General features: G+C 71.3%; 21 protein-coding genes. 13 read left to right on the top strand and 8 right to left on the bottom strand.

Annotated elements, in window-relative coordinates; genetic code table 11:
• The first annotated feature begins 82 nt into the window (after positions 1 to 82).
• From HNO83_RS09295 to HNO83_RS09280, 4 genes are read left to right on the top strand one after another with little or no spacing between them, the layout of a single operon-like run.
• A complete protein-coding gene (locus HNO83_RS09295) occupies positions 83 to 511 on the top strand; it encodes a phage holin family protein (RefSeq protein ID WP_175337243.1) in 429 nt (142 codons plus the stop codon).
• Complete coding sequence (locus HNO83_RS09290; protein ID WP_175337242.1) at positions 508 to 786, top strand: hypothetical protein; 279 nt, start codon at positions 508 to 510, stop codon at positions 784 to 786. Before HNO83_RS09295 ends, HNO83_RS09290 begins: the two co-directional genes overlap by 4 nt.
• Positions 776 to 1831, top strand: coding sequence for a YihY/virulence factor BrkB family protein (locus tag HNO83_RS09285; protein ID WP_175337241.1), 1056 nt, complete (start codon positions 776 to 778; stop codon positions 1829 to 1831). Before HNO83_RS09290 ends, HNO83_RS09285 begins: the two co-directional genes overlap by 11 nt.
• A 9-nt stretch (positions 1832 to 1840) precedes the next feature.
• On the top strand, positions 1841 to 2512 hold the full coding sequence (locus HNO83_RS09280; protein ID WP_175337240.1) for an NUDIX domain-containing protein: 672 nt from the start codon (positions 1841 to 1843) through the stop codon (positions 2510 to 2512).
• 10 nt (positions 2513 to 2522) lie between these two features.
• On the opposite strand, the gene HNO83_RS09275 is transcribed toward HNO83_RS09280, so the two are convergent.
• The 3 genes from HNO83_RS09275 to HNO83_RS09265 form a co-directional block, all read right to left on the bottom strand.
• Complete coding sequence (locus tag HNO83_RS09275; protein WP_349627114.1) at positions 2523 to 3512, bottom strand: hypothetical protein; 990 nt, start codon at positions 3510 to 3512, stop codon at positions 2523 to 2525.
• A 328-nt stretch (positions 3513 to 3840) separates the two neighbouring features.
• Positions 3841 to 5535: a sensor histidine kinase gene (locus HNO83_RS09270; RefSeq protein WP_175337239.1), complete on the bottom strand. Its 1695-nt coding sequence runs from the start codon at positions 5533 to 5535 to the stop codon at positions 3841 to 3843.
• Between the two features lie 4 nt (positions 5536 to 5539).
• Positions 5540 to 6196 (bottom strand): response regulator transcription factor, encoded by a 657-nt coding sequence (locus HNO83_RS09265; protein ID WP_175337238.1) that lies wholly within the window; start codon positions 6194 to 6196, stop codon positions 5540 to 5542.
• A 105-nt stretch (positions 6197 to 6301) separates the two neighbouring features.
• Between HNO83_RS09265 and HNO83_RS09260 the strand changes: the two genes are divergently transcribed.
• The 5 genes from HNO83_RS09260 to HNO83_RS09240 all read left to right on the top strand — a co-directional run bounded on the left by HNO83_RS09260 (position 6302) and on the right by HNO83_RS09240 (position 9959).
• Positions 6302 to 6919, top strand: coding sequence for a hypothetical protein (locus tag HNO83_RS09260; protein ID WP_175337237.1), 618 nt, complete (start codon positions 6302 to 6304; stop codon positions 6917 to 6919).
• Between the two features lie 73 nt (positions 6920 to 6992).
• Complete coding sequence (locus HNO83_RS09255) at positions 6993 to 7730, top strand: YcnI family copper-binding membrane protein (protein ID WP_175337236.1); 738 nt, start codon at positions 6993 to 6995, stop codon at positions 7728 to 7730.
• The gene (locus HNO83_RS09250; protein ID WP_175337235.1) at positions 7727 to 8410 is read left to right on the top strand and encodes a copper resistance CopC family protein; all 684 of its coding nucleotides are present in this window, start codon (positions 7727 to 7729) and stop codon (positions 8408 to 8410) included. The genes HNO83_RS09255 and HNO83_RS09250 overlap by 4 nt, the downstream gene beginning before the upstream one ends.
• A gap of 116 nt (positions 8411 to 8526) precedes the next feature.
• The gene (locus HNO83_RS09245) at positions 8527 to 8670 is read left to right on the top strand and encodes a hypothetical protein (RefSeq protein ID WP_175337234.1); all 144 of its coding nucleotides are present in this window, start codon (positions 8527 to 8529) and stop codon (positions 8668 to 8670) included.
• Between the two features lie 101 nt (positions 8671 to 8771).
• Positions 8772 to 9959: a MarP family serine protease gene (locus HNO83_RS09240; RefSeq protein WP_175337233.1), complete on the top strand. Its 1188-nt coding sequence runs from the start codon at positions 8772 to 8774 to the stop codon at positions 9957 to 9959.
• On the opposite strand, the gene HNO83_RS09235 is transcribed toward HNO83_RS09240, so the two are convergent.
• Together HNO83_RS09235 and HNO83_RS09230 are read right to left on the bottom strand one after the other, a co-directional pair.
• Positions 9931 to 10455: a hypothetical protein gene (locus HNO83_RS09235; protein ID WP_175337232.1), complete on the bottom strand. Its 525-nt coding sequence runs from the start codon at positions 10453 to 10455 to the stop codon at positions 9931 to 9933. The genes HNO83_RS09240 and HNO83_RS09235 overlap by 29 nt on opposite strands.
• 18 nt (positions 10456 to 10473) lie before the next feature.
• The gene (locus tag HNO83_RS09230; protein WP_175337231.1) at positions 10474 to 11166 is read right to left on the bottom strand and encodes a hypothetical protein; all 693 of its coding nucleotides are present in this window, start codon (positions 11164 to 11166) and stop codon (positions 10474 to 10476) included.
• A 308-nt stretch (positions 11167 to 11474) separates the two neighbouring features.
• On the opposite strand from HNO83_RS09230, the gene HNO83_RS09225 reads away from it, so the two are divergent.
• Positions 11475 to 12494 carry an NADPH:quinone reductase gene (locus HNO83_RS09225; RefSeq protein ID WP_175337230.1) on the top strand — a complete coding sequence of 340 codons (1020 nt, stop codon included), beginning with the start codon at positions 11475 to 11477 and terminating at the stop codon, positions 12492 to 12494.
• Here the strand turns inward: HNO83_RS09225 and HNO83_RS09220 are convergent.
• Positions 12478 to 13731 (bottom strand): MFS transporter, encoded by a 1254-nt coding sequence (locus tag HNO83_RS09220; protein WP_175337229.1) that lies wholly within the window; start codon positions 13729 to 13731, stop codon positions 12478 to 12480. The two genes, HNO83_RS09225 and HNO83_RS09220, sit on opposite strands and share 17 nt — an antisense overlap.
• 88 nt (positions 13732 to 13819) lie before the next feature.
• Here HNO83_RS09220 and HNO83_RS09215 point away from each other — a divergent pair, with 88 nt between their 5' ends.
• Genes HNO83_RS09215 through HNO83_RS09205 form a run of 3 tightly spaced genes read left to right on the top strand, consistent with a single transcriptional unit; the run spans position 13820 to position 15438 of the window.
• On the top strand, positions 13820 to 14365 hold the full coding sequence (locus HNO83_RS09215; protein ID WP_175337228.1) for a TetR/AcrR family transcriptional regulator: 546 nt from the start codon (positions 13820 to 13822) through the stop codon (positions 14363 to 14365).
• Between the two features lie 30 nt (positions 14366 to 14395).
• Entirely contained in the window at positions 14396 to 15136 is a 741-nt protein-coding gene (locus tag HNO83_RS09210; protein ID WP_175337227.1) for an AzlC family ABC transporter permease, read from the top strand.
• Positions 15133 to 15438, top strand: a complete 306-nt coding sequence (locus HNO83_RS09205) for an AzlD domain-containing protein (protein ID WP_175337226.1) — start codon at positions 15133 to 15135, stop codon at positions 15436 to 15438. Before HNO83_RS09210 ends, HNO83_RS09205 begins: the two co-directional genes overlap by 4 nt.
• A 432-nt stretch (positions 15439 to 15870) precedes the next feature.
• On the opposite strand, the gene HNO83_RS09200 is transcribed toward HNO83_RS09205, so the two are convergent.
• Both HNO83_RS09200 and HNO83_RS09195 read right to left on the bottom strand, forming a co-directional pair.
• Complete coding sequence (locus tag HNO83_RS09200) at positions 15871 to 16524, bottom strand: GntR family transcriptional regulator (RefSeq protein ID WP_175337225.1); 654 nt, start codon at positions 16522 to 16524, stop codon at positions 15871 to 15873.
• A 225-nt stretch (positions 16525 to 16749) separates the two neighbouring features.
• Complete coding sequence (locus HNO83_RS09195) at positions 16750 to 17841, bottom strand: substrate-binding domain-containing protein (protein ID WP_175337224.1); 1092 nt, start codon at positions 17839 to 17841, stop codon at positions 16750 to 16752.
• Between the last annotated feature and the right edge of the window lie 19 nt (positions 17842 to 17860).

The raw sequence follows: 17860 nt of genomic DNA, 5'->3' as shown, positions 1-17860 counted from the left end.
AGTGTGCACCATCGTCCGGGTTCACTCGTGCGGTGCCGTGGGGTACGTTCGGGCCTACAGCGTCTGAAGGGAGCCCGAACCGATGGCCGACACGCCACCGCTGCCGCGGGAGCGCCGCCGCACCACCCGCGGACTGCGCCCCCTGCCGGAACTGACCAAGGACCTCGTCGCGCAGTTGCGCCGCCTGGTGGCCACGGAGCTCGCCCTCTTCAAGGCCGAGATGGCCGCGAAGGCGAAGGCGGCCGGGATCGGGGCCGGTCTGCTCGTCGGAGCCCTGCTGTTCCTCTTCTTCGCGTTCGGAGTGCTGGTGACCGCCGCCGTGCTCGGGTTCGCGCTCATCCTGCCCGCCTGGCTGTCCGCACTCATCGTCGCGGGCATCCTCATCCTGATCGCGGTCGTCGCCGGACTGATCGGCTGGAGCAGCCTCAAGAAGGGGCTCCCTCCCGTGCCGGACGACCTGGGCAGCGAGTTGAGCGCCGATGCGAAGGCGCTGAAGGGAGAGCAGCCGTGACCACGGAGACGACCCCCTCGGTCAGCAGGCAGGGCCAGCGGCCCGCCGGGCGGCCGCCGGTGCCGAAGGGCGCCGGGATCAACACTCTGAAGCTCGACCTCGAGGTGACGCGCGACGAGCTCGCGAGCACGCTCGACGACCTCTTCGCGACCTTCAACCTGCGCGTGCAGATCCGGTCGCATCCCGCCTTCTTCGCCGGGCTGTTCCTCGCGGTGGTGGGCGGCGCTGCCGGGATCGCGACGCTGCTCGTGCGGAGGCGCGGGCGTGCCGGCTGACCGCGGCGGGGTCGGCAGCGATAGGGCCGCGGCGGTTCGCAGGATCGAGGACCGCAGGAGCGAGCCGTGGTACCGGCTGCCGTGGGGTTTCATCCTGAAGCGCACCATGCGCAGCTACTCGACCGATCAATGCACCGACCTGGCGGCCGGGCTGACCTACTTCGCGGTGCTGTCGCTGTTCCCCGCACTGCTCGCGCTGGTCAGCATCCTGGGGATCGTCGGCCAGAGCAAGGCGGGCATCGACGCACTCTTCGGGATGGTGAACGACCTCGCGCCGGGGATGACGGACATCCTGAAGGGGCCGATCCAGAACCTCGCGTCCTCCCCCGCGACCGGCTGGGCCCTCGCGATCGGCATCGTCGGCGCTGTGTGGTCGGCGTCGGGATACGTCGGTGCGTTCGGGCGCTCGCTCAACCGCGTCTACGGGGTCCAGGAGGGCCGCGGCTTCATCACGCTCCGACCGGTGCAGCTGGGGGTGACCCTGCTCGCGCTGGTGCTGGTGTCGCTGCTGGCCCTGCTGCTGGTGATCTCCGGCCCGGTCGCCCAATTCCTCGGCAGCATGATCGGGCTGAGCGACGCGTTCCAGACGGCCTGGGACCTCCTGCGATGGCCGGTGGTCGTCGTCGTGATCGTGCTGCTCGTCGCCGTGCTCTACGCCGCGACACCCAACATCAAGCACCCGCGCTTCCGCTGGCTGACGCCCGGCTCGATCGCCGCGATCGTGATCCTCGGGATCGCGTCGGCGCTGTTCGCCTTCTACGTCGGCAACTTCGGCAACTACGACAAGACCTACGGCGCCCTGGCCGGGATCATCGTCTTCCTGCTCTGGATCTGGATCGCGAACAACGCGCTGCTGTTCGGAGCCGAGCTCGACTCGGAGGTGGAGCGGGCGCGGGAGCTGGTGGCCGGCATCGAGGCGGACGACGTGCTGCGGCTGCCGCTCAAGTCGGACAAGGCGCTGCTGAAGCAGCAGGAGGCGCGCGCGGGCGACATCCTCGCCGCTCGCGAGATCCGGCGGCGCTATCGGGACAAGGTGGGTCGCTAGGCTCGGAGGGTGAGCGACGAGCGGCCCGGACACGACAGGCCCGGACACGACACTCCCGACGGCCGCGGCCGCACCGGCCTGCACCGCATCGGCCGTGACCTGAGCGGCAACCCGGACGTCCGGGTGCGCGATGTGGAGGTCACCTCCGACGGCGGGCACGTCCTGCGGCGAACCACGTTCGACTACCGCGGCCGCGACGGCGAGTGGACGACGCAGACCCGTGAGACCTACGACCGCGGCAACGGCGCGACGGTGCTGCTCTACGACCCGGCCGGGCGCACGTTGCTGCTGTCGCGGCAGTTCCGCTTCCCCGCGTACGTCAACGGCCACCCGGACGGCCTGCTGATCGAGGCGGCGGCCGGCCTTCTCGACGGCGACTCGCCCGAGGAGGCCATCCGCCGGGAGGCCGCCGAGGAGCTGGGCGTGCGGATCGGTGAGTTCACGCACCTGTTCGACCTGTACATGAGCCCGGGGTCGGTGACCGAGCGCGTCCACTTCTACGCGGCTCCGTATGTCCCCTCAGACATCGCGGGCGGCGGCGGGCTGGCGGAGGAGGGCGAGGAGATCGAGGCCGTGGTCGTTCCCTACGACGAGGCGCTCGGGATGGTGGCCGACGGCCGGATCGCCGACGGCAAGACGGTCGTCCTGATCCAGTGGGCGGCGCTCAACCTCTTCGGGTGAACGCGCGCGATCAGCCGTAGCGGAGCGCGGAGCCGTCCGACTTCAGGAAGTCGATGTGCAGGTGGTTGCACGTGTCGTCGAACGGCTTGAAGTTGTCGAGGCTCATCGAAGCGCGGCAGCCGACCTGGCCGAGGCCGGTGCCGTTCGGGACCAGCGGGTCGAGGATCTTGATCAGCTGCACCGACTTCGCGTCGCCTCCGGTGAGGGGGGAGCCGTTGAGCAGGTAGAAGTCGACCGCGTGGCCGCCGCCGTCGGCGTAGTGGGCCGAGTCGGTTCCCGCACCCTCGATCTGCCCGGTGCAGCGGCGGTTGATGTCGCTGACGCCGACCTGGTTGAAGTTATCGAGCGCGATGGAGATGGCCTGCAGGACGCGGTAGTCGACGCCGCAGCCCGGATCGGCCTTGCCCTCGGCCAGGTTGGCGATCTCCGGGATGTGGTTGGGCGTCGAGCCGACGAGCCGGCCGGCGGCGACAGCGCCCATGATCTGCACCGCGAGCGCCTGGACCGTCGGCGAGACGGTCGTGTTCATCGTCGAGTCGAGCGCCTGCGGGCTCTCCTGGATGGCGAGGCCGTCGCGGGCGACGACCTGCGTCACGCCGCCGCCGGTGAGCGTCTGCACCGCGAGGGCCGTACGTGCGGAACCGACCGTCGATCCTTCGGCGGTCGTCGCGTAGGCGGGCAGGGCGGCCGTGCCGAAGAAGGCGGCGAGCGCCAGCATGACGACGGTGTGGACGCCCCAGCGGCGACGCTCGTGATGACCGACGGGACGCGGGGAACGTGCGGGACGGGCCTGGCGCGGCGCGCGCTCGGCACGCGGCTGCTTCGTGCGCTCCGCACGGGTCGGCTTGACCACGATGCGCTCGCGCTTGCGGGAACGCTCCTCGGCCTCACGCCGCTCGCGACGGCTGGTGAAGGTCTGGGTCGCAGTCAGCTCCTCGGGCGTGGTGAACGCCGTGACCGGATCGTCGGAGAGCTCCGGCTGCTGGTCCACATCCACCACGACGGGTGCCCTGAGTGTGCGGCGAGGCCGCACTGAGGGAGTGGACTGGGGCAAGCTGGTGGTACTTCCTGGGCGAGACGGTCGGGGGGACACGCACCGGGATGGGCGCTGAAGCGTACCGAACATTTCTACCCGATTTCGCCTGGATGTTCCATCAATGCAGACGAATAGATCCCGGCAGGGGGCTCATCCCGCGCGTTCGGGTCACGCAGGAGCCCCCATCCGGGACCGGCGACGAAGTCTCGCTCCATCACTGTCGAATGTAGGCATCCCGGCCGTGCGCAGGGGCTCGCGGTACGGCTGTTACGACCACGCCCGCAGCCGGCGTTCAGGGGATGGCGACCGCGAGCTCGACACGCCCGGCGTCTTCGCGGATCGCGACCGTCCCGTGTTCTGAGAGCTGTCGCAGACCGATGCCGGAGTGATCGCCGAGTGCACGGGCGCCGAGCGTTCCGCCGGAGACGATCACCACCCGCACCCCCTCGGGCTCGCCCGGGCGGAGTTCGAGCCGGACGGGAGCGCCGTTGCCGTGCCGCACGGCGTTCGCCAGCCCCTCCGAGATGGTGTCCGCCACTGCGGTCGCGCGGAGCGGGTCCGACAGGCGGTCCCAGGCGCCGTCGCGCACGCGCACGCTCAGGCCGATGGCCGACGACCAGCTGTCGAGGAGGGCTTGCACCTGTTCCGCCGGCTCCGGCTCCCGTGCCGCCCCCCGCAGGGCCGCGCGGGCGCGGTCGACGACGTCCGCGATCCTCTCCGCCGTCTCGGACGGACCGGCCGAGGGCGCCGCGGTCAGGGCGAGGGCGCCGGCGATCAGCTCGGACTGCACGCCCGCGTGCAGCAGTCGCGCGAGCGCCCCCCGCTCGCGCTCGTAGTCGGCGCGAATGCGGGCGGCAGCCGAGACGCTCGCCTGCACCGCGTGCTCCAGCTCGGCCTGGTCGAGGCGCACACGCGATGTCAGGGATGCGACGAACGCGACACCGACGGCGATGACGGGGTACATGCCCGCCTGGAACCAGACCGACTCCGGCTCGATCCCGATCCACTGCAGGACCAGCGTGTCCACGACCGACAGCAGCACTCCCGCAGCGACATAGAGGAGCACCAGGGCGGTCAGCCGGGGCGCCGCCCGGCGCGGGAGCGGAAGGCGCGCCACCGCCGTGTTGGCCGCGATCAGCACGAGCAGCCCGGCCGCGACCCCCACGAGGCTTCCGAACCCGGAGAGCGTGATCCCGTAGGGCACCACCAGCAGCGAGAACGTCAGCGCCGTGGCGATCGGAGGCGCCGCGCGCATCCCGCCGATGACCGAGGCGGACCACTCGCGCGGGCCGAGCGGGTCGAGCTCGGGTGCGGGCTCCGGGTCGCCGTCCGCGAACACGCGGTGGCTCGCCGGACGCACCACGTCCTCGGCTACCGCGCGCAGCAGCCGCGCGGCCTCGGGCGCCTGCATCGGGTGGGCGGCGGCCTCCTCCGCCGCCTCCTCCAAGGCCGCGACGACCCCGTCCACCGCAGTGGAGCGCAGCGCCTGCAGACGTTCGGCAGCCCGGGCCGCATCCCGCTCCGACGCGCGCTGCGCCGCGCGGAGCCGGCGGAACACCCCTCGGTGCTCGCGGACGAGGTCCACCCCGATCGCGATGAGAGCGAGCACGACGACGAGGCTCACGACGTTGATGGCGATCCGCCCGGCCAGGTCGCCCGCCTCCACCGGGATGCCGAGCAGTCCGCCGGCCTCCAGGAAGAGCAGGGGACGCACGGCCCCGACGACCACGTAGATCAGGAGGACGGCGACGGCCCGCCCGCGACCGCGCACGACACGGAGCACAGCGACGCCGGCCAGCAGGACCACGCCCAGGATGGCGTGCTGCAGACCGGCGACCGCGAGGATCGCCACGGGGCCGCCCGTGACGTACTGCTGGCCGGACATCACCGTCAGCGCGAACGGCAGCGTGATCAGCCAGCTCCACCAGGTGACGGCGGAGGGGCCGTAGATGCGGGCGAGGGAGCGCCGCAGGTTCGGGAGGTCCATCCGGTCAGAGCCCCGTGGCAGGGTCGCCGAACGTCGTCGTGTACAGCGTCGCCGCGGCTACCCGCGGCGTCGTCCGGTCGCCGCCCGACAGGTCGAGGGCCGCGAAGACCCGCTCGACGGTCTTCTCGACCGCGCGGACGGAGATGCCGCGCCGACGGGCGATCTCGGCGTTGGAGAGGCCCGCCGCGAGGAGTCGGGTCGTCTCGAGCTGGGCGGGGGTGAGCCGGAGCAGCCTGGCCTGGGCACCGGTCCCCGTGAGCTCCCGTGCGACCGGCCGGTCGGCGAGGACGGCCTCGGCCGCGTCCACCAGCTCGTCGACCGACTCGATGGCGCCCTTGTTCACGAACGACGCGCCCTCGACCGTGCCGCGCGCCTGCGCCGCCGCGGCCTCGCGCGACAGGTTGCTGAGGAACAGCACGGCGACGTGCGGAGCCCCCTGCCGCAGGATGGTGGCGAGCTCGACGCCGTTCGGCCGCAGACGGAGGTCGATGTCGGTGACGAGCAGGTCGGGGTCGAACCCGCGGGCCTGCTCCAGCGCATCCTGAGCCGAACCCGCCGAGGCGACCTCGAAGCCGCGCTGCCGGAATGCGTCGGCCACGAGCGAGCGCATCAGGGCGTGGTCCTCCACCACCAGCACCCTCCGCTGCCACACGCCCGCCATGGGCACAGGATAACGCGGCGTGTCGCCCGATCCGGACGGTTCGGTCACCCCCGTTGTGGGTTCCGTAGACTGGTCGCGGACGCCGACGACACGAGAGGGGCGCGCATGGGATCGAGGTGGGCACGCCTCACGCGCGGATCGCTCGCCTCCGGCACCGCCATCCTCGTCGCCGCACTGTTCCACGTCGCGGGCGGAGGGGCGACCCCGGGGGTCGTGCCGCTCGCGCTGAGCATGGCGTTCGCCACCCTCGCCTCCATCGCACTCACCGCCCGCCGCCTGTCACTGTGGCGGCTGGTGCTCGCCGTCGCGGTGAGCCAGTTCCTGTTCCACGCCCTCTTCAGCCTCGGCGACTCCACCGCGCGGTTCAGCGCGGAGGGCGGGATGTCGCACCTGCACGCGGGCTCCCACCTGACCATGACGCTCGGGGCGATGGCGGCTTCTCACGGGTCCGAGCTGAGCCCCTCGATGTGGGCGGCCCACGCCACTGCCGCGCTCATCACGGTCGTCGCCCTCCGCTTCGGCGAGCAGGCCTTCTGGGGCCTGTTCCGGACCGCACGGGTGCGCGTGGTGCGCGCCGCCCACCGGCTGCTCGTCGTGCCGGTGCCCGTCGTCGCGGCCGCGCCCGTCCCCGCCATGGCGGAGCCCGCGCGTCTCCGCGACCTCGGCCTCCCGCTCGCGCGGCTGCGGCATCGCGGACCGCCGCTGATCGCCTGCGCGCTCTGACGGCTCCCGGCTCCCCGGGATGTCGTCGCGCGCCCACGCGCTCACCGACGTTCCGACCTGCAAGGGAAAACCCATGAAGAAGACCACGTTCGCCGCGTCCGTCGCGGCGGCATCCACCTCTCTGCTCCTGCTCGGCGCCCCTCTCGCCGCCAGCGCCCACGTCCACGTCGACCCCGATCATGCGGATCCGGGCAGCTACACCAACCTCACGTTCAAGGTGCCGACCGAGTCGGCGACCGCGGGGACGGTGAAGCTCGTCGTCGACCTGCCGACGAAGACGCCGTTCACGTCCGTCAGCTATCTGCCGCTGGCCGGATGGACGACCACGGTCGACACCGAGAAGCTCGCCCAGCCGGTGAAGACCGACGACGGCACCATCACCGAGGCGCCGATCCGGGTCACCTGGACCGCGGACAGCGGCGTGCAGATCGCCCCGGGACAGTTCCAGCAGTTCACGGTCTCCGCGGGCGCGGTGCCCAAGACGGGCTCGGTGACGCTGCCGACGCACCAGTACTACTCCGACGGCACCGTGGTGGACTGGGACCAGCCGACCCCCGCCTCCGGGAAAGAGCCGGAGCACCCGGCCCCGACCCTCTACATCGAGGACTCGGCGCCCGCAGAGGACGGCGCGACGCAGCTCGTCGCCACTGCGGCGCCGCAGCCGGAGGCGGCAGGGGCCGGCACGACGGCGACGGTGGTGTCGATCGCGCTCGGCGTCGGCGGCCTCGCGCTCGGCGCGATCGCGCTGGTCGTCGCGGTGTTCGCCCTCACCAGGGCGGGTCGTCGCGTCGAGCGTAAGGTGCAGGGATGAGGACCGGACTGCTCGCCGGGGCCGCCGGCATCGCGGCGGCGGCCGCTCTCGCTCTGCTGCCCGCGGCCGCGGCGGACGCCCACGACTACCTGGTGGGCAGCGACCCTGCGGCGAACGCCACGGTGAGCACGGCGCTCGAAACGGTGACCCTGACGTTCAACGACCGGGTCCTCGACCTGTCGGGCACGGGGTCCACCAACCTGCTCACGGTCACCGGACCCGGCTCGGAGGCGACGCACTTCGAGACGGGATGCGCCACCGTCGCCGACACCAAGGTGAGCGCGCCCGTCGCGCTCGGCGGCGCGGGCGACTACACGGTGACGTATCAGATCGTGTCGGCCGACGGGCACACCGTCTCGTCGTCGTACACGTTCGGCTACCAGCCCCCGGCGGGCGCAGCCACGGCCAAGGGCTCGGCGACGAGCCCCTGCGGCGCGGACGGGTCGGCGGCACCCGCCACGACCGCGGCGACCGCGGCTCCCGGCGCGTCCTCGAGCACTCCGCCGGGCGCTGCGGCCTCCACGCCGCAGCCGACGGCCGCGTCGAACGGCACGGACCTGGGCCTCGTCATCGGCATCGCGATCGCGATCGTGGTGCTCGCCGTCATCGGCGTGGCGATCGTGCTGCTGACCGCGCGGCGCAAGCCGCAGGCGGCCGACGCACCGGACCAGGACGACTGACCCGACTGCTGCGGTCCGTCTCGTCTGCGCCTGCGCGAGCAGGGGCGGATGCGACGGACCGCGGCAGTCGCACGCAGGGGCTATACGCACCTCGGACGTCGGCGTAGCGTTCGCCCATGGCCAGACGGAGCACCGACCAGCAGACCGCGGACTTCCCGGACATCGTGCCGGAGGATCAGATGGATCCCGATATCGTCCCGGCACCCCAACCGGTGCCGGACGACGTCGACGACTCCGACGAGGAGGACGGCGGGTCGTAACGCGATGGACCGATGCCGCGCACTCCCCCGCTTCTGAAGGTCGATAGGCCCACCGTCGCGCAGTTGAGCCCGCACCCAGTCTCGTGGGGCAGGGTGAAACCGTGGAGATCGTTGTGGACGTCGTGCTCGTGGTGCTCGCCGTCCTCGCGGTCGCCGCCGGCTGGAGCAAGGGCGCGATCCGCTCGGCCGGCACTCTGATCGGCCTGGGGCTCGGCCTCTGGCTGGGTCTCACCCTCGCGCCCGTCGTGGTCGGGTGGTTCGCCGCGAGCGGTTTCGGCGCCGCCCTCCAGCGCTCCGTCGTCGCGGGTGTCGTCATCCTGATCTGCGCCGGTGTCGTCTACGCGATCGCGGGAGCCGTCGCCGGCATCCTCGGCAAACTCCTGCGGCACGGACCGATCCGCTGGGTCGACTCCCTGATCGGTTCGGTGCTGGGTCTGCTCACCTGGGCCGTGGTCGTCTGGCTGCTGGCGGGCTTCGCGATGGCCACCAGCCTCGCCACGGTCGTGCAGGCGGCCAGCTCGTCTCGCGTCGTGGCGACCCTCAACGGCATCGCGCCCCTCCCGCCGTCGACCGTGCTGGGCGCGGTGGACGACGCCCTCGCCGGAGCCGGCCTGCCGAAGGTCTTCGAGGGCGGCGAGACCATCAAGTCCGTCCCGGCCCCGGACGGCACGGTGCCGGCCGCCGTCGCGAAGGCGCAGGAGTCCGTCGTGACCGTGCTCGCGACCAAGCCCGCCTGCGGGGTCGACTCCGAGGGCAGTGGATGGGTCGTGCAGCGCGGCCGCGTCGTCACCAACGCGCACGTGGTCGCCGGAGCGTCCTCCGTCGTCGTCCGGCAGTCCGGCAGCACGTCGGTGGAGCGTGCAACGCTCGTCGCCTTCGACCCCTCGCGCGACCTGGCCGTGCTCGACGTGACCGACCTGAACGCGCCGGCGCTCGACATCGGGCCCGACCTCACCGCCGGTGCCGCCGCCTGGGCGGCGGGGTACCCCGGCGACGGACCCTTCACGATCTCGCCGCAGCGCGTCCGCGACCGCATCACCGCCCGCGGCACGGACATCTACCAGAGCGGCTCCGTCGACCGCGACATCTACTCGCTCCGCGGCGTCGTCCGTCCCGGAAACTCCGGCGGCCCGCTGCTCGATGCGGACGGCGACGTCGCCGGAGTGGTGTTCGCGCGAAGCGCCACCGACCCGGAGACCGGGTACGCCCTGACCCTCGCCGAGCTGCGACCCGTGCTGTCGTCGGTGGGTTCGGCGCCGATCAGCTCGGGGGCGTGCACCGCGGGGTGACGGGCGCTGCGAGACGGTCGAGGTATCGGACATCGAACGGCGACTCCCAGCCCGGCGACCCCGTGTAGAAGGCACCGAGGCCGCCGTCCAGGTCCGGCGGGGCGAGCGAGGATGTCGGCGTGCTTCCCAGGAGCAGCGTCACCGACCGCGCAACCAACGTCATAGAGCCGACGCGGGGATCCATCGCGTTCAGGGACACTTGGAGCACGGCGCCGGTATCCGTAACATCCACGGAACCGAGCTCCCAGTTGTCAGAGCTTCCGTGCGGCCGTCCTTCCGACGCGAAAGCCCGGACGTCGTCGGCAACGAGAAGAGCGGCCGAGCATCCCCGAAAGTCGCCCCAGGCCAACAGGATCCCTACGCGGTGCCGATACGCCAGGTGTCTGGATTCGAGTACGGACCATTCCGCAAGATCGGTCGATCGATCCCAGGTGACCCCGGCGCGCGGAAGGTCTCTCCTGTCTGCGCTCGACAAGAACTCGCTCTCGACGCTCATGCCCTCGATCCTCTCCGCTCAGGCCGCCCGGCTGAAGTCGGCGCTCGCGAGTGGGACGCCTCTATTGGAAAAGTCCTCCTCGATCGAACGCCGCAGCTGCCCGATGCCGAGCAGGCCGTCGAGTGACCACCCGGACGCGAGAGGTCCTCCGACCCGACCCGCGCTCGCGAACCCCACGAAACCATCCTGAACGGCGAGCACAATGACGCAGCCTGACATTCGGACCTCGACACCCGCGGCATGGATCTCCGACCACGGAATCATCGAAAGCTCTCCGGATCGGCCGAGCCGGTAAAGCCCACGATGCCCGAGCAGAAGACGCCGGCCGGAGTACGGCGTTCCGCCATCGAAGTATGCGACGACGCCCATCCTCTTCAGCGCGGTCAGCGCTGACCGATCCAACGTGATAGCAAGCGCCATCAGGACATAGAGCGCACCGAAGGGAATGGCGCCGCTCAATACCACCAGGACGAACTGCAGTCCCCCTGGGATCGTCGTCGGGTAGACGGCTCCCAGCGTCGCCAGCGAAAGGATGACTCCCGTTGCCACGCACGCCGCCTTCAGTCCGTTCGCCCTTCGGAGCGCGGCGGACGGTCGGGCGGCTGCCGCCATCATCCCATCGCCCAGCGGCCCCGCCCGACCTGCTGCCTGCGAGTCGCTCGCGTCGAGTTCGGCGATTCCCCGGAGGGCGTCATCAGTGAGGACGGTCAAGTAGATCCTCCAAGTGCCGGAGTTGGTCCGATTGCGGCAGCCTAGAGGCTGCGAGCATCCAGACCCGACAGTGACACCTGTTCCGGGACTTCCCTCGGCCCGAAGCCATAGAGCGCCTGGCATTTCTCCCTGAACCCGGCAAAACGGCCCGATCTCCGCGTGCTCGGACGCCCGGTTTGGACGAGAGGGGTGTGGACGTAGACATAGACCCGGAAATTCCCCCAACCGTCTCGCCGCATTTGCCGTGCGCCGCCTCGCAGCCTGTCCCACGCTGGAACCGGGCCCCCGCACGTGATTGGCTGGGTCCCATGAAGGCTGTCACCTACTCGTCCACCGGCGACTCGAGCGTTCTCACCCTCGGCGAGCGCGAGGAGCCGCATCCCGGTCCCGGCGAGGTGCGTGTGCGCATCCATGTCTCCGGGGTGAACCCGACCGACTGGAAGGCGCGCCGGGGCAGCGGCCCGAGCGAGCTGCCGCGGCCGCAGGTGCCGGACCAGGACGGCGCGGGCGTGGTCGACGAGGTCGGCGAGGGTGTGACGGCCTTCCGCCCCGGGGATCGCGTGTGGGTGTGGGATGCCGCCTACCAACGTCCGGACGGGACGGCGCAGGAGCTGGCCGTGCTGCCCGAGCGGAACGTGGTCGCCCTGCCCGACGGCGTGGGCTTCGACGAGGGGGCGTCGTTCGGCATCCCGGCCCTGACCGCGCACCGGGCGCTCACGTCGTACGAGCATGCCCCGGCCGAACTCTCGCCCGGCTCTCTCGACGGCAGGACCGTGCTGGTCGCGGGAGGCGCGGGCGCGGTCGGTCACGCCGCGATCCAGCTGGCGGTGTGGGCGGGGGCGACGGTGATCGCCACGGTCAGCAGCCACGAGAAGGCGGAGCTGGCGCGGGCGGCCGGAGCGCATCACGTCGTGAACTACACCGATCCGGACACCGCCAAGGCGATCGGCGCGCTGGCCCCGCGCGGAGTCGACATCATCGTGGAGGTGAACGTGACCGCCAACGTCGAGCTCGACGTGAAGGTCGCAGGCGCGAACGCCACGATCGCCAGCTACGCGAACTCGCCCGACGACGACTCGGTGACCATCCCGGTGCGCCCGAGCATGTCGAAGAACCTGCGCTGGCAGTTCGTGCTGACCTACACGGTCGCGCCGGAGTCGAAGGCGGCGGCGGTGCGCGCGGTGGCGGCCGCGGCGGCCGACGGGGTGCTGAAGGTCGGGGCCGAGCACGGCCTCCCGATCACGCGGTTCCCGCTGGAGCGGACGGCGGAGGCCCACGACGCCGTCGAGAACGGCGCCGTGGGCAAGGTGCTCATCGACGTGATCTGAGCGCCTGCACGACCAGGGCGACGATCGCGGCGGCCGCGATGGCGGCCGAGTAGCCGAGCGCGGTGGGCAGGAGGCCGATCCAGCCGATCAGTTCGCCCGCCACCAGCGCGGGCACGCCGTAAGCGAGGTAGCTGACCAGGAAGATCCCGGCGAAGAGCTCTGCGCGCTGGTCGTTCGGGGCGAGCGGCGCGAGCATCCGGAGCATCGCGGAGAAGCCGGCACCGAACCCTCCGCCCGCGACGGTCGCTCCGGCGAACAGCAGCGGGAGCGCCGCCGTGGCCATGCCGACCGCGGCGATCGCGACCCCGGCGACGATCGCGGCCATGGCCCACACGACCGTCCGGCGTGCCGGAGCCCGGGTGAGCAGCAGCCCGGCGACCGCGCCGACGGCCGGCGGCACGGCCACGATGGCGCCGTTCAGCAGGCCGCTGTCGAGGTGGAACACGCCGTGCAGGATGGACGGCGACAGTCCGATGAAGAGACCGGCGAGCATCCACGTGGCCAGGAACAGCGGGATGGCGCCGGCGAACTCGCTGCGCGCCTCCCGCGGGATCAGCACCCGGGGGATGAGCGAGCGCACCGCCCCTGGGCGGCGCGTGACCGTCTCGGGAGAGCCGACGACCACGAGGATGCCCGCCGCGAACAGCACCGCCAGCGTGACGAAGACGAGCGTGGTCGGCTGCGGGACGAACTGCACGGCCAGGCCGGTGAGGAAGGCGCCGATGGCGATGCCGCCGACCGGCGCGGTGCTCCCGATCGTGGCCCCCAGCTTCTTCTGCCGCTCGGGAGCCAGTTCGACCAGGGCGGCCGTGAAGGTGCTCATGGCGGCACCGGTCGCGACGCCCTGCACAGCGCGTGCGCCGACGATCCAGCCGATGTCGGGGGCGAACAGGAAGACGAGCATGGCGACCACCTGCAGGGCGAGCGCGCCGATCAGCACCGGGCGGCGTCCGATGTGGTCCGACAGGGAGCCGGCCACGAGCAGGGTGATCAGCAGGGTCACCGCGTAGATCGCGAACGCGACCGTGAGCAGCCACGGCTGGAAGCCCCACTCCTGTTCGTAGAGCACGAACAGCGGGCTCGGGGCGCCGACGGCGAGCGCCACGGCCACGAAGGCGAGCGCGGTGCCGGCGAAGGCGGCGGTCGGCCGCAGTCGCGGACCACGCCGGGCACTGCGTTCCGTCGTCCGGACGGCCATCATCCCGCCGGTGGCGAGGGATTCCTGGGCAGCGGTCATGTCGACTCCTTAAAGCAAATATGATTGCTTTTGCGACTATAGAAGAGGATGTGAGAAAAAGCAACAAGATTTGCTTTAAGCTATTCCCATGGAACCGACGACCACTCCCGCCCGACGCACGGGCGGCCGCAGCGCCGCGGTCATCCACAACGTGCGGACCGCGGTCGAAGAGCTCGTCGAGGAGAAGGGCCAGGACCGCGTCACGGTGCCGATGATCGCCGAGCGCGCCGGGGTGAACCCGACCAGCATCTACCGCCGCTGGGGCGACCTCCCGACCCTCATCAACGACATCGCCACCTACCAGCTCGACCCCACCCGGCCGCTGCCGGAGAACGGCGACCTGCGGGCCGACCTCACCGCCTGGGCGCGGGAGATCGTTGCGCACTACAGCAACCCCGTCAACGCCGCCCTCCTGCGCGGAGGTGCGTCGGCGGCCGGCGAGCAGCAGTCGAACTGCCTGCGGAACCGCCGCATCGAGGCGAACCTGTTCCTCGAGCGCTACCCCGACTCCGGGGTCACGGCGGAGGACATCCTCGACCTCGTGATCGCCCCGATCGTCTACCGCGTGATCTTCCTGCCCTGGACGCTGGACGACAGCACCGCCGAACACCTGGTCGCCCGGCTCTTCGAGTAAGGTCCACCGCGCGCGATAGTGTCGTGGACGATGCGCCAGGAACGGACCAGCGAGGAACGCGCCGCGGCCCGGTCGGGCTGGGCGGTCGGCGTCGCCACAGCCGCGTACGGCATCTCGTTCGGCGCCCTGTCGACGGCCTCGGGCCTCGACGTCTGGCAGACCTGCGTGCTCAGCCTGATCATGTTCAGCGGCGGCTCGCAGTTCGCGCTCATCGGCGTGCTGGCCTCCGGAGGCGGAGCGGCGGGCGGCACCGCCATCGCGAGCGCCGCGCTGCTCGGCGTGCGCAACTCGTTCTACGCGCTGAGGCTCTCGCGGATCATCGGGCGCGGGTTCTGCCGACGGGCGGCCGCCACTCAGCTGACCATCGACGAGTCCACCGCCGTCGCGACAGCGCAGGCCGAACCGCGCGCGCAGCGCATCGGTTTCTGGACGACCGGGCTCGTCGTCTACATCGGCTGGAATCTCACCACGCTGGCCGGCGCGCTCCTCGGCGACCTCATCGGGGACGTGAAGGCCTACGGGCTCGACGCGGCCGCCGCCGCGGCGTTCCTGGGCCTGCTCTGGCCTAGGCTCAAGGCCCGGCAGACGCAGGCCGTCGCGGTGGCGGCCGGGTTCGTCGCGACCCTGCTCACGCCGTTCCTCACGCCGGGACTGCCCGTGCTCGCCGCTGCGGCGGTCGCGATCGTGGTGGGCGTGCTGAACCTGTTCGGGCGCCGCGACGACCCGCCGCATCCCGAGGCGGTGCCGATGGAGCGGGAGGTGGAGCCGTGAGCACCTGGAACGTCATCCTGCTCGCCTCGATCGCGGTGCTCGGGCTCAAGGCGATCGGCTGGATGGTGCCGCCGAAGGCCCTCGACCATCCGACGGTCGCCCGCGTCAGCGACCTGCTGACCGCAGCCCTCCTCGCCGCCCTGATCTGCGTGCAGACCCTCGGCGCCGGGCAGTCGCTGCAGCTGGATGCGCGCCTCCCCGCCGTCGCCATCGCGGCCGGCCTCTACGCCCTCCGGGTGCCGTTCATCGTCGTGGTGCCGGCCGCGGCGGCCGTCGCCGCCCTCATCCGCCTCTTCACCTGAATCGCGACTGCTGCCGTTCGTACCGTTCGCGCGTGAGCGAGCACCCGCACTCGTTCCGCAGCACCGCAGAAGCGGTGTCGGCGGGTGCACGTAACGTGACGCCGTGAGCGCGGAATGGCACCCGGTGGCGAATGCGCAGCCCACCGAGTGGCTGCTCCGCCAGGGTGCGCTCGGCGCTCCGTACGCCGTCATCCGCCGCTTCGCCTTCGGGGATCCCAACCGACCCGACGTCTGGTTCCGCGTCGTCACCTGGGCGCCCACCTCGGAGGGCCGCGAGCTGATCGGCTGGTGCCGCACGCTCGAGGCGGCGGCAGCCGTGGCCTGGGATCACCGCTGCGCCGCCGAGTCGTGGCGTCACCACATGGCCGCGCGGCGGGTGGATGCGAGCACGATGACGGCCCAGCGGCCGCCTGCTGCCGAGCTGGTGCGCTTCTACCGTGCCGCGCTGCGGCGCGAGGCGAGCACCCCGTCGAGATCGTCGAGCACCCCGGTCAGGAGGGCCTCCGCGTCGCCTGCTCCGTCACAGAGCGCCCGCACGAGGGAGACCACCCGCTCGCGCTGAAGCAGCCCCCGCGCCTGCGGGACCAGCAGCAGGTAACGGACCACGCGCAGGTCTGCCGCGCGCAGAGCCTCGGCCAGCACCCGGTTGGGGACGGCCCCGGTCACGGTCGCCATGGCCTGGTGGAAGCCGGGAGCCGCCTCCACGTCGCCGCGCTCGATGCGCGCGATGAGCAGGGTGAGCTCGACCTGGGTGTCGAGCCGTGCGGAGGCGCAGATCGAACGCAGGGCCTGCGGCCAGAGCAGCCGCAGCACTTCCAGCGCGTCGGCCACGTCGCCGTCGTCGAGCGGCGAGACCTCGGTGTAGCGGTTGGGCGAGGTCTCGACCAGGCCGACCGCCGCCAGCCTGCTGATCGCCTCGCGCACCGGCGTGCGCGACACCTGGAGCCAGGCCGTGAGGTCGGCGTCGCGCAGCCGCTCGCCCGGCTGGTACTCCCCCGTCAGGATGCGATCGAGCACCAACTCGAAGACATCGTTGCGCAGCAGACGCCGCTCGCCGTAGCGGCCGTCGGGTGTGGTCTGATCCACGCGACCTCCAGACAGAAATGTTCACTCCTGTCTAACATACTGCGACCGCGAGCGGGCACGCATGGCCATATCCGTGCTGCCACCGATGCTGTCGCCGTAATGCCGGCAATAGCCTGGGGTCGTCTCGGCCAGGGGGAACCGATCCGTCGGGGGGCGGATCGGCAAAGGGCCCGGAGCAGCGAATGCTCCGGGCCCTTTCGTGTTCGCACCAGGTGCGGACGGGAGTTACTTGGTCAGCGGCTCCAGGGTCGGGTCGTTGGCGTACGCCTCGGCCGCGTTGGCCTTGGTGACGATGACCGGCTTCAGCAGGTAGGCCGGGACGATCTTCTTGCCGTTGTCGTACGACTTGTCGTCGTTGGTCTCGGGCTTCTTGCCCTGCTGCAGGTCCTTCACCATGGCGATGGCCTGCTTGACCAGGTTGCGGGTGTCCTTGTTGATGGTCGAGTACTGCTCGCCCGCCATGATGGACTTGACCGACTGGGCCTCCGAGTCCTGACCGGTGACGATCGGGACCGGCTTGCCTGCACCCTTCACCGAGGTGATGATGGCGCGGGCCAGGGTGTCGTTCGGCGACAGGACGCCGTCGAGCTCGGCCGAGCCGTAGCTCTTCGCGAGCAGCGTGTCCATGCGGGTCTGCGCGTTGGCCGGCAGCCAGCCCTGGGTCGCGGTCTGCTTGATGTCGGTCTCACCCGAGACGACCTTCAGCGTGCCGTCGTCGATCTTCGGCTGCAGGACCTTCATGGCGCCGTCGAAGAAGACCTTCGAGTTGGCGTCGTCCGGCGAACCCGAGAAGAGCTCGATGTTGTAGCTCTTCTTGTCCGGGAACTTGGCCTTCATGCCGTCGAGCAGGGCCTGACCCTGCAGCTCGCCGACCTTCTCGTTGTCGTACGCGACGTAGTAGTCGACGTCCTTGGTGTTCAGGATGAGGCGGTCGTACGCGATGACGGTCGCGCCGGCGTCGTGCGCGGCCTTGGCCTGCGCGGCGAGCTGGCCACCGTCGACGGCGCCGATGATGACGACCTTGGCGCCGTTGGTGATCATCGACTGGATCTGCGACTGCTGGTCGGAGACGCCCGAGCCACCGGCGTACTGCACGTCGCCCTTGAAACCGGCCTCCTTCAGGCCGTCCTCGAACAGGCCGCCGGCGAGCACCCAGTTCTCCGACGTCTTGGTCGGGAGGGCGACACCGATGGAGGAGTCCTTGGCGAAACCGGACGCCGTCGAGGAGCCCGAGCCACCGTCACGGCTGGAGCAGCCGGACAGGGCCAGCGCGGCGGCAGCTGCGACAGCCACTGTCGCGAGTGCGATCTTGCGCATTCTTTTCTCTTTCTTCTCT

Origin of the sequence: Leifsonia sp. C5G2 (genome assembly GCF_013359685.1) — a bacterium.
In the GTDB taxonomy this organism is placed as follows: domain Bacteria; phylum Actinomycetota; class Actinomycetes; order Actinomycetales; family Microbacteriaceae; genus Leifsonia.
The sequence above is the reverse complement of the archived record's forward strand: the minus strand, read 5'-3'. Positions and strand labels throughout refer to the sequence as shown.

Bases quoted from the DNA above. Each gene is read 5' to 3' on its own strand.
- HNO83_RS09250 (WP_175337235.1), top strand. From the start codon at position 7,727: ATGAGGACCGGACTGCTCGCCGGGGCCGCCGGCATCGCGGCGGCGGCC.
- HNO83_RS09255 (WP_175337236.1), top strand. From the start codon at position 6,993: ATGAAGAAGACCACGTTCGCCGCGTCCGTCGCGGCGGCATCCACCTCT.
- HNO83_RS09260 (WP_175337237.1), top strand. From the start codon at position 6,302: ATGGGATCGAGGTGGGCACGCCTCACGCGCGGATCGCTCGCCTCCGGC.
- HNO83_RS09225 (WP_175337230.1), top strand. From the start codon at position 11,475: ATGAAGGCTGTCACCTACTCGTCCACCGGCGACTCGAGCGTTCTCACC.
- HNO83_RS09270 (WP_175337239.1), bottom strand. From the start codon at position 5,535: ATGGACCTCCCGAACCTGCGGCGCTCCCTCGCCCGCATCTACGGCCCC.
- HNO83_RS09210 (WP_175337227.1), top strand. From the start codon at position 14,396: ATGCGCCAGGAACGGACCAGCGAGGAACGCGCCGCGGCCCGGTCGGGC.
- HNO83_RS09235 (WP_175337232.1), bottom strand. From the start codon at position 10,455: ATGAGCGTCGAGAGCGAGTTCTTGTCGAGCGCAGACAGGAGAGACCTT.
- HNO83_RS09265 (WP_175337238.1), bottom strand. From the start codon at position 6,196: ATGGCGGGCGTGTGGCAGCGGAGGGTGCTGGTGGTGGAGGACCACGCC.
- HNO83_RS09295 (WP_175337243.1), top strand. From the start codon at position 83: ATGGCCGACACGCCACCGCTGCCGCGGGAGCGCCGCCGCACCACCCGC.
- HNO83_RS09220 (WP_175337229.1), bottom strand. From the start codon at position 13,731: ATGACCGCTGCCCAGGAATCCCTCGCCACCGGCGGGATGATGGCCGTC.
- HNO83_RS09215 (WP_175337228.1), top strand. From the start codon at position 13,820: ATGGAACCGACGACCACTCCCGCCCGACGCACGGGCGGCCGCAGCGCC.
- HNO83_RS09245 (WP_175337234.1), top strand. From the start codon at position 8,527: ATGGCCAGACGGAGCACCGACCAGCAGACCGCGGACTTCCCGGACATC.
- HNO83_RS09195 (WP_175337224.1), bottom strand. From the start codon at position 17,841: ATGCGCAAGATCGCACTCGCGACAGTGGCTGTCGCAGCTGCCGCCGCG.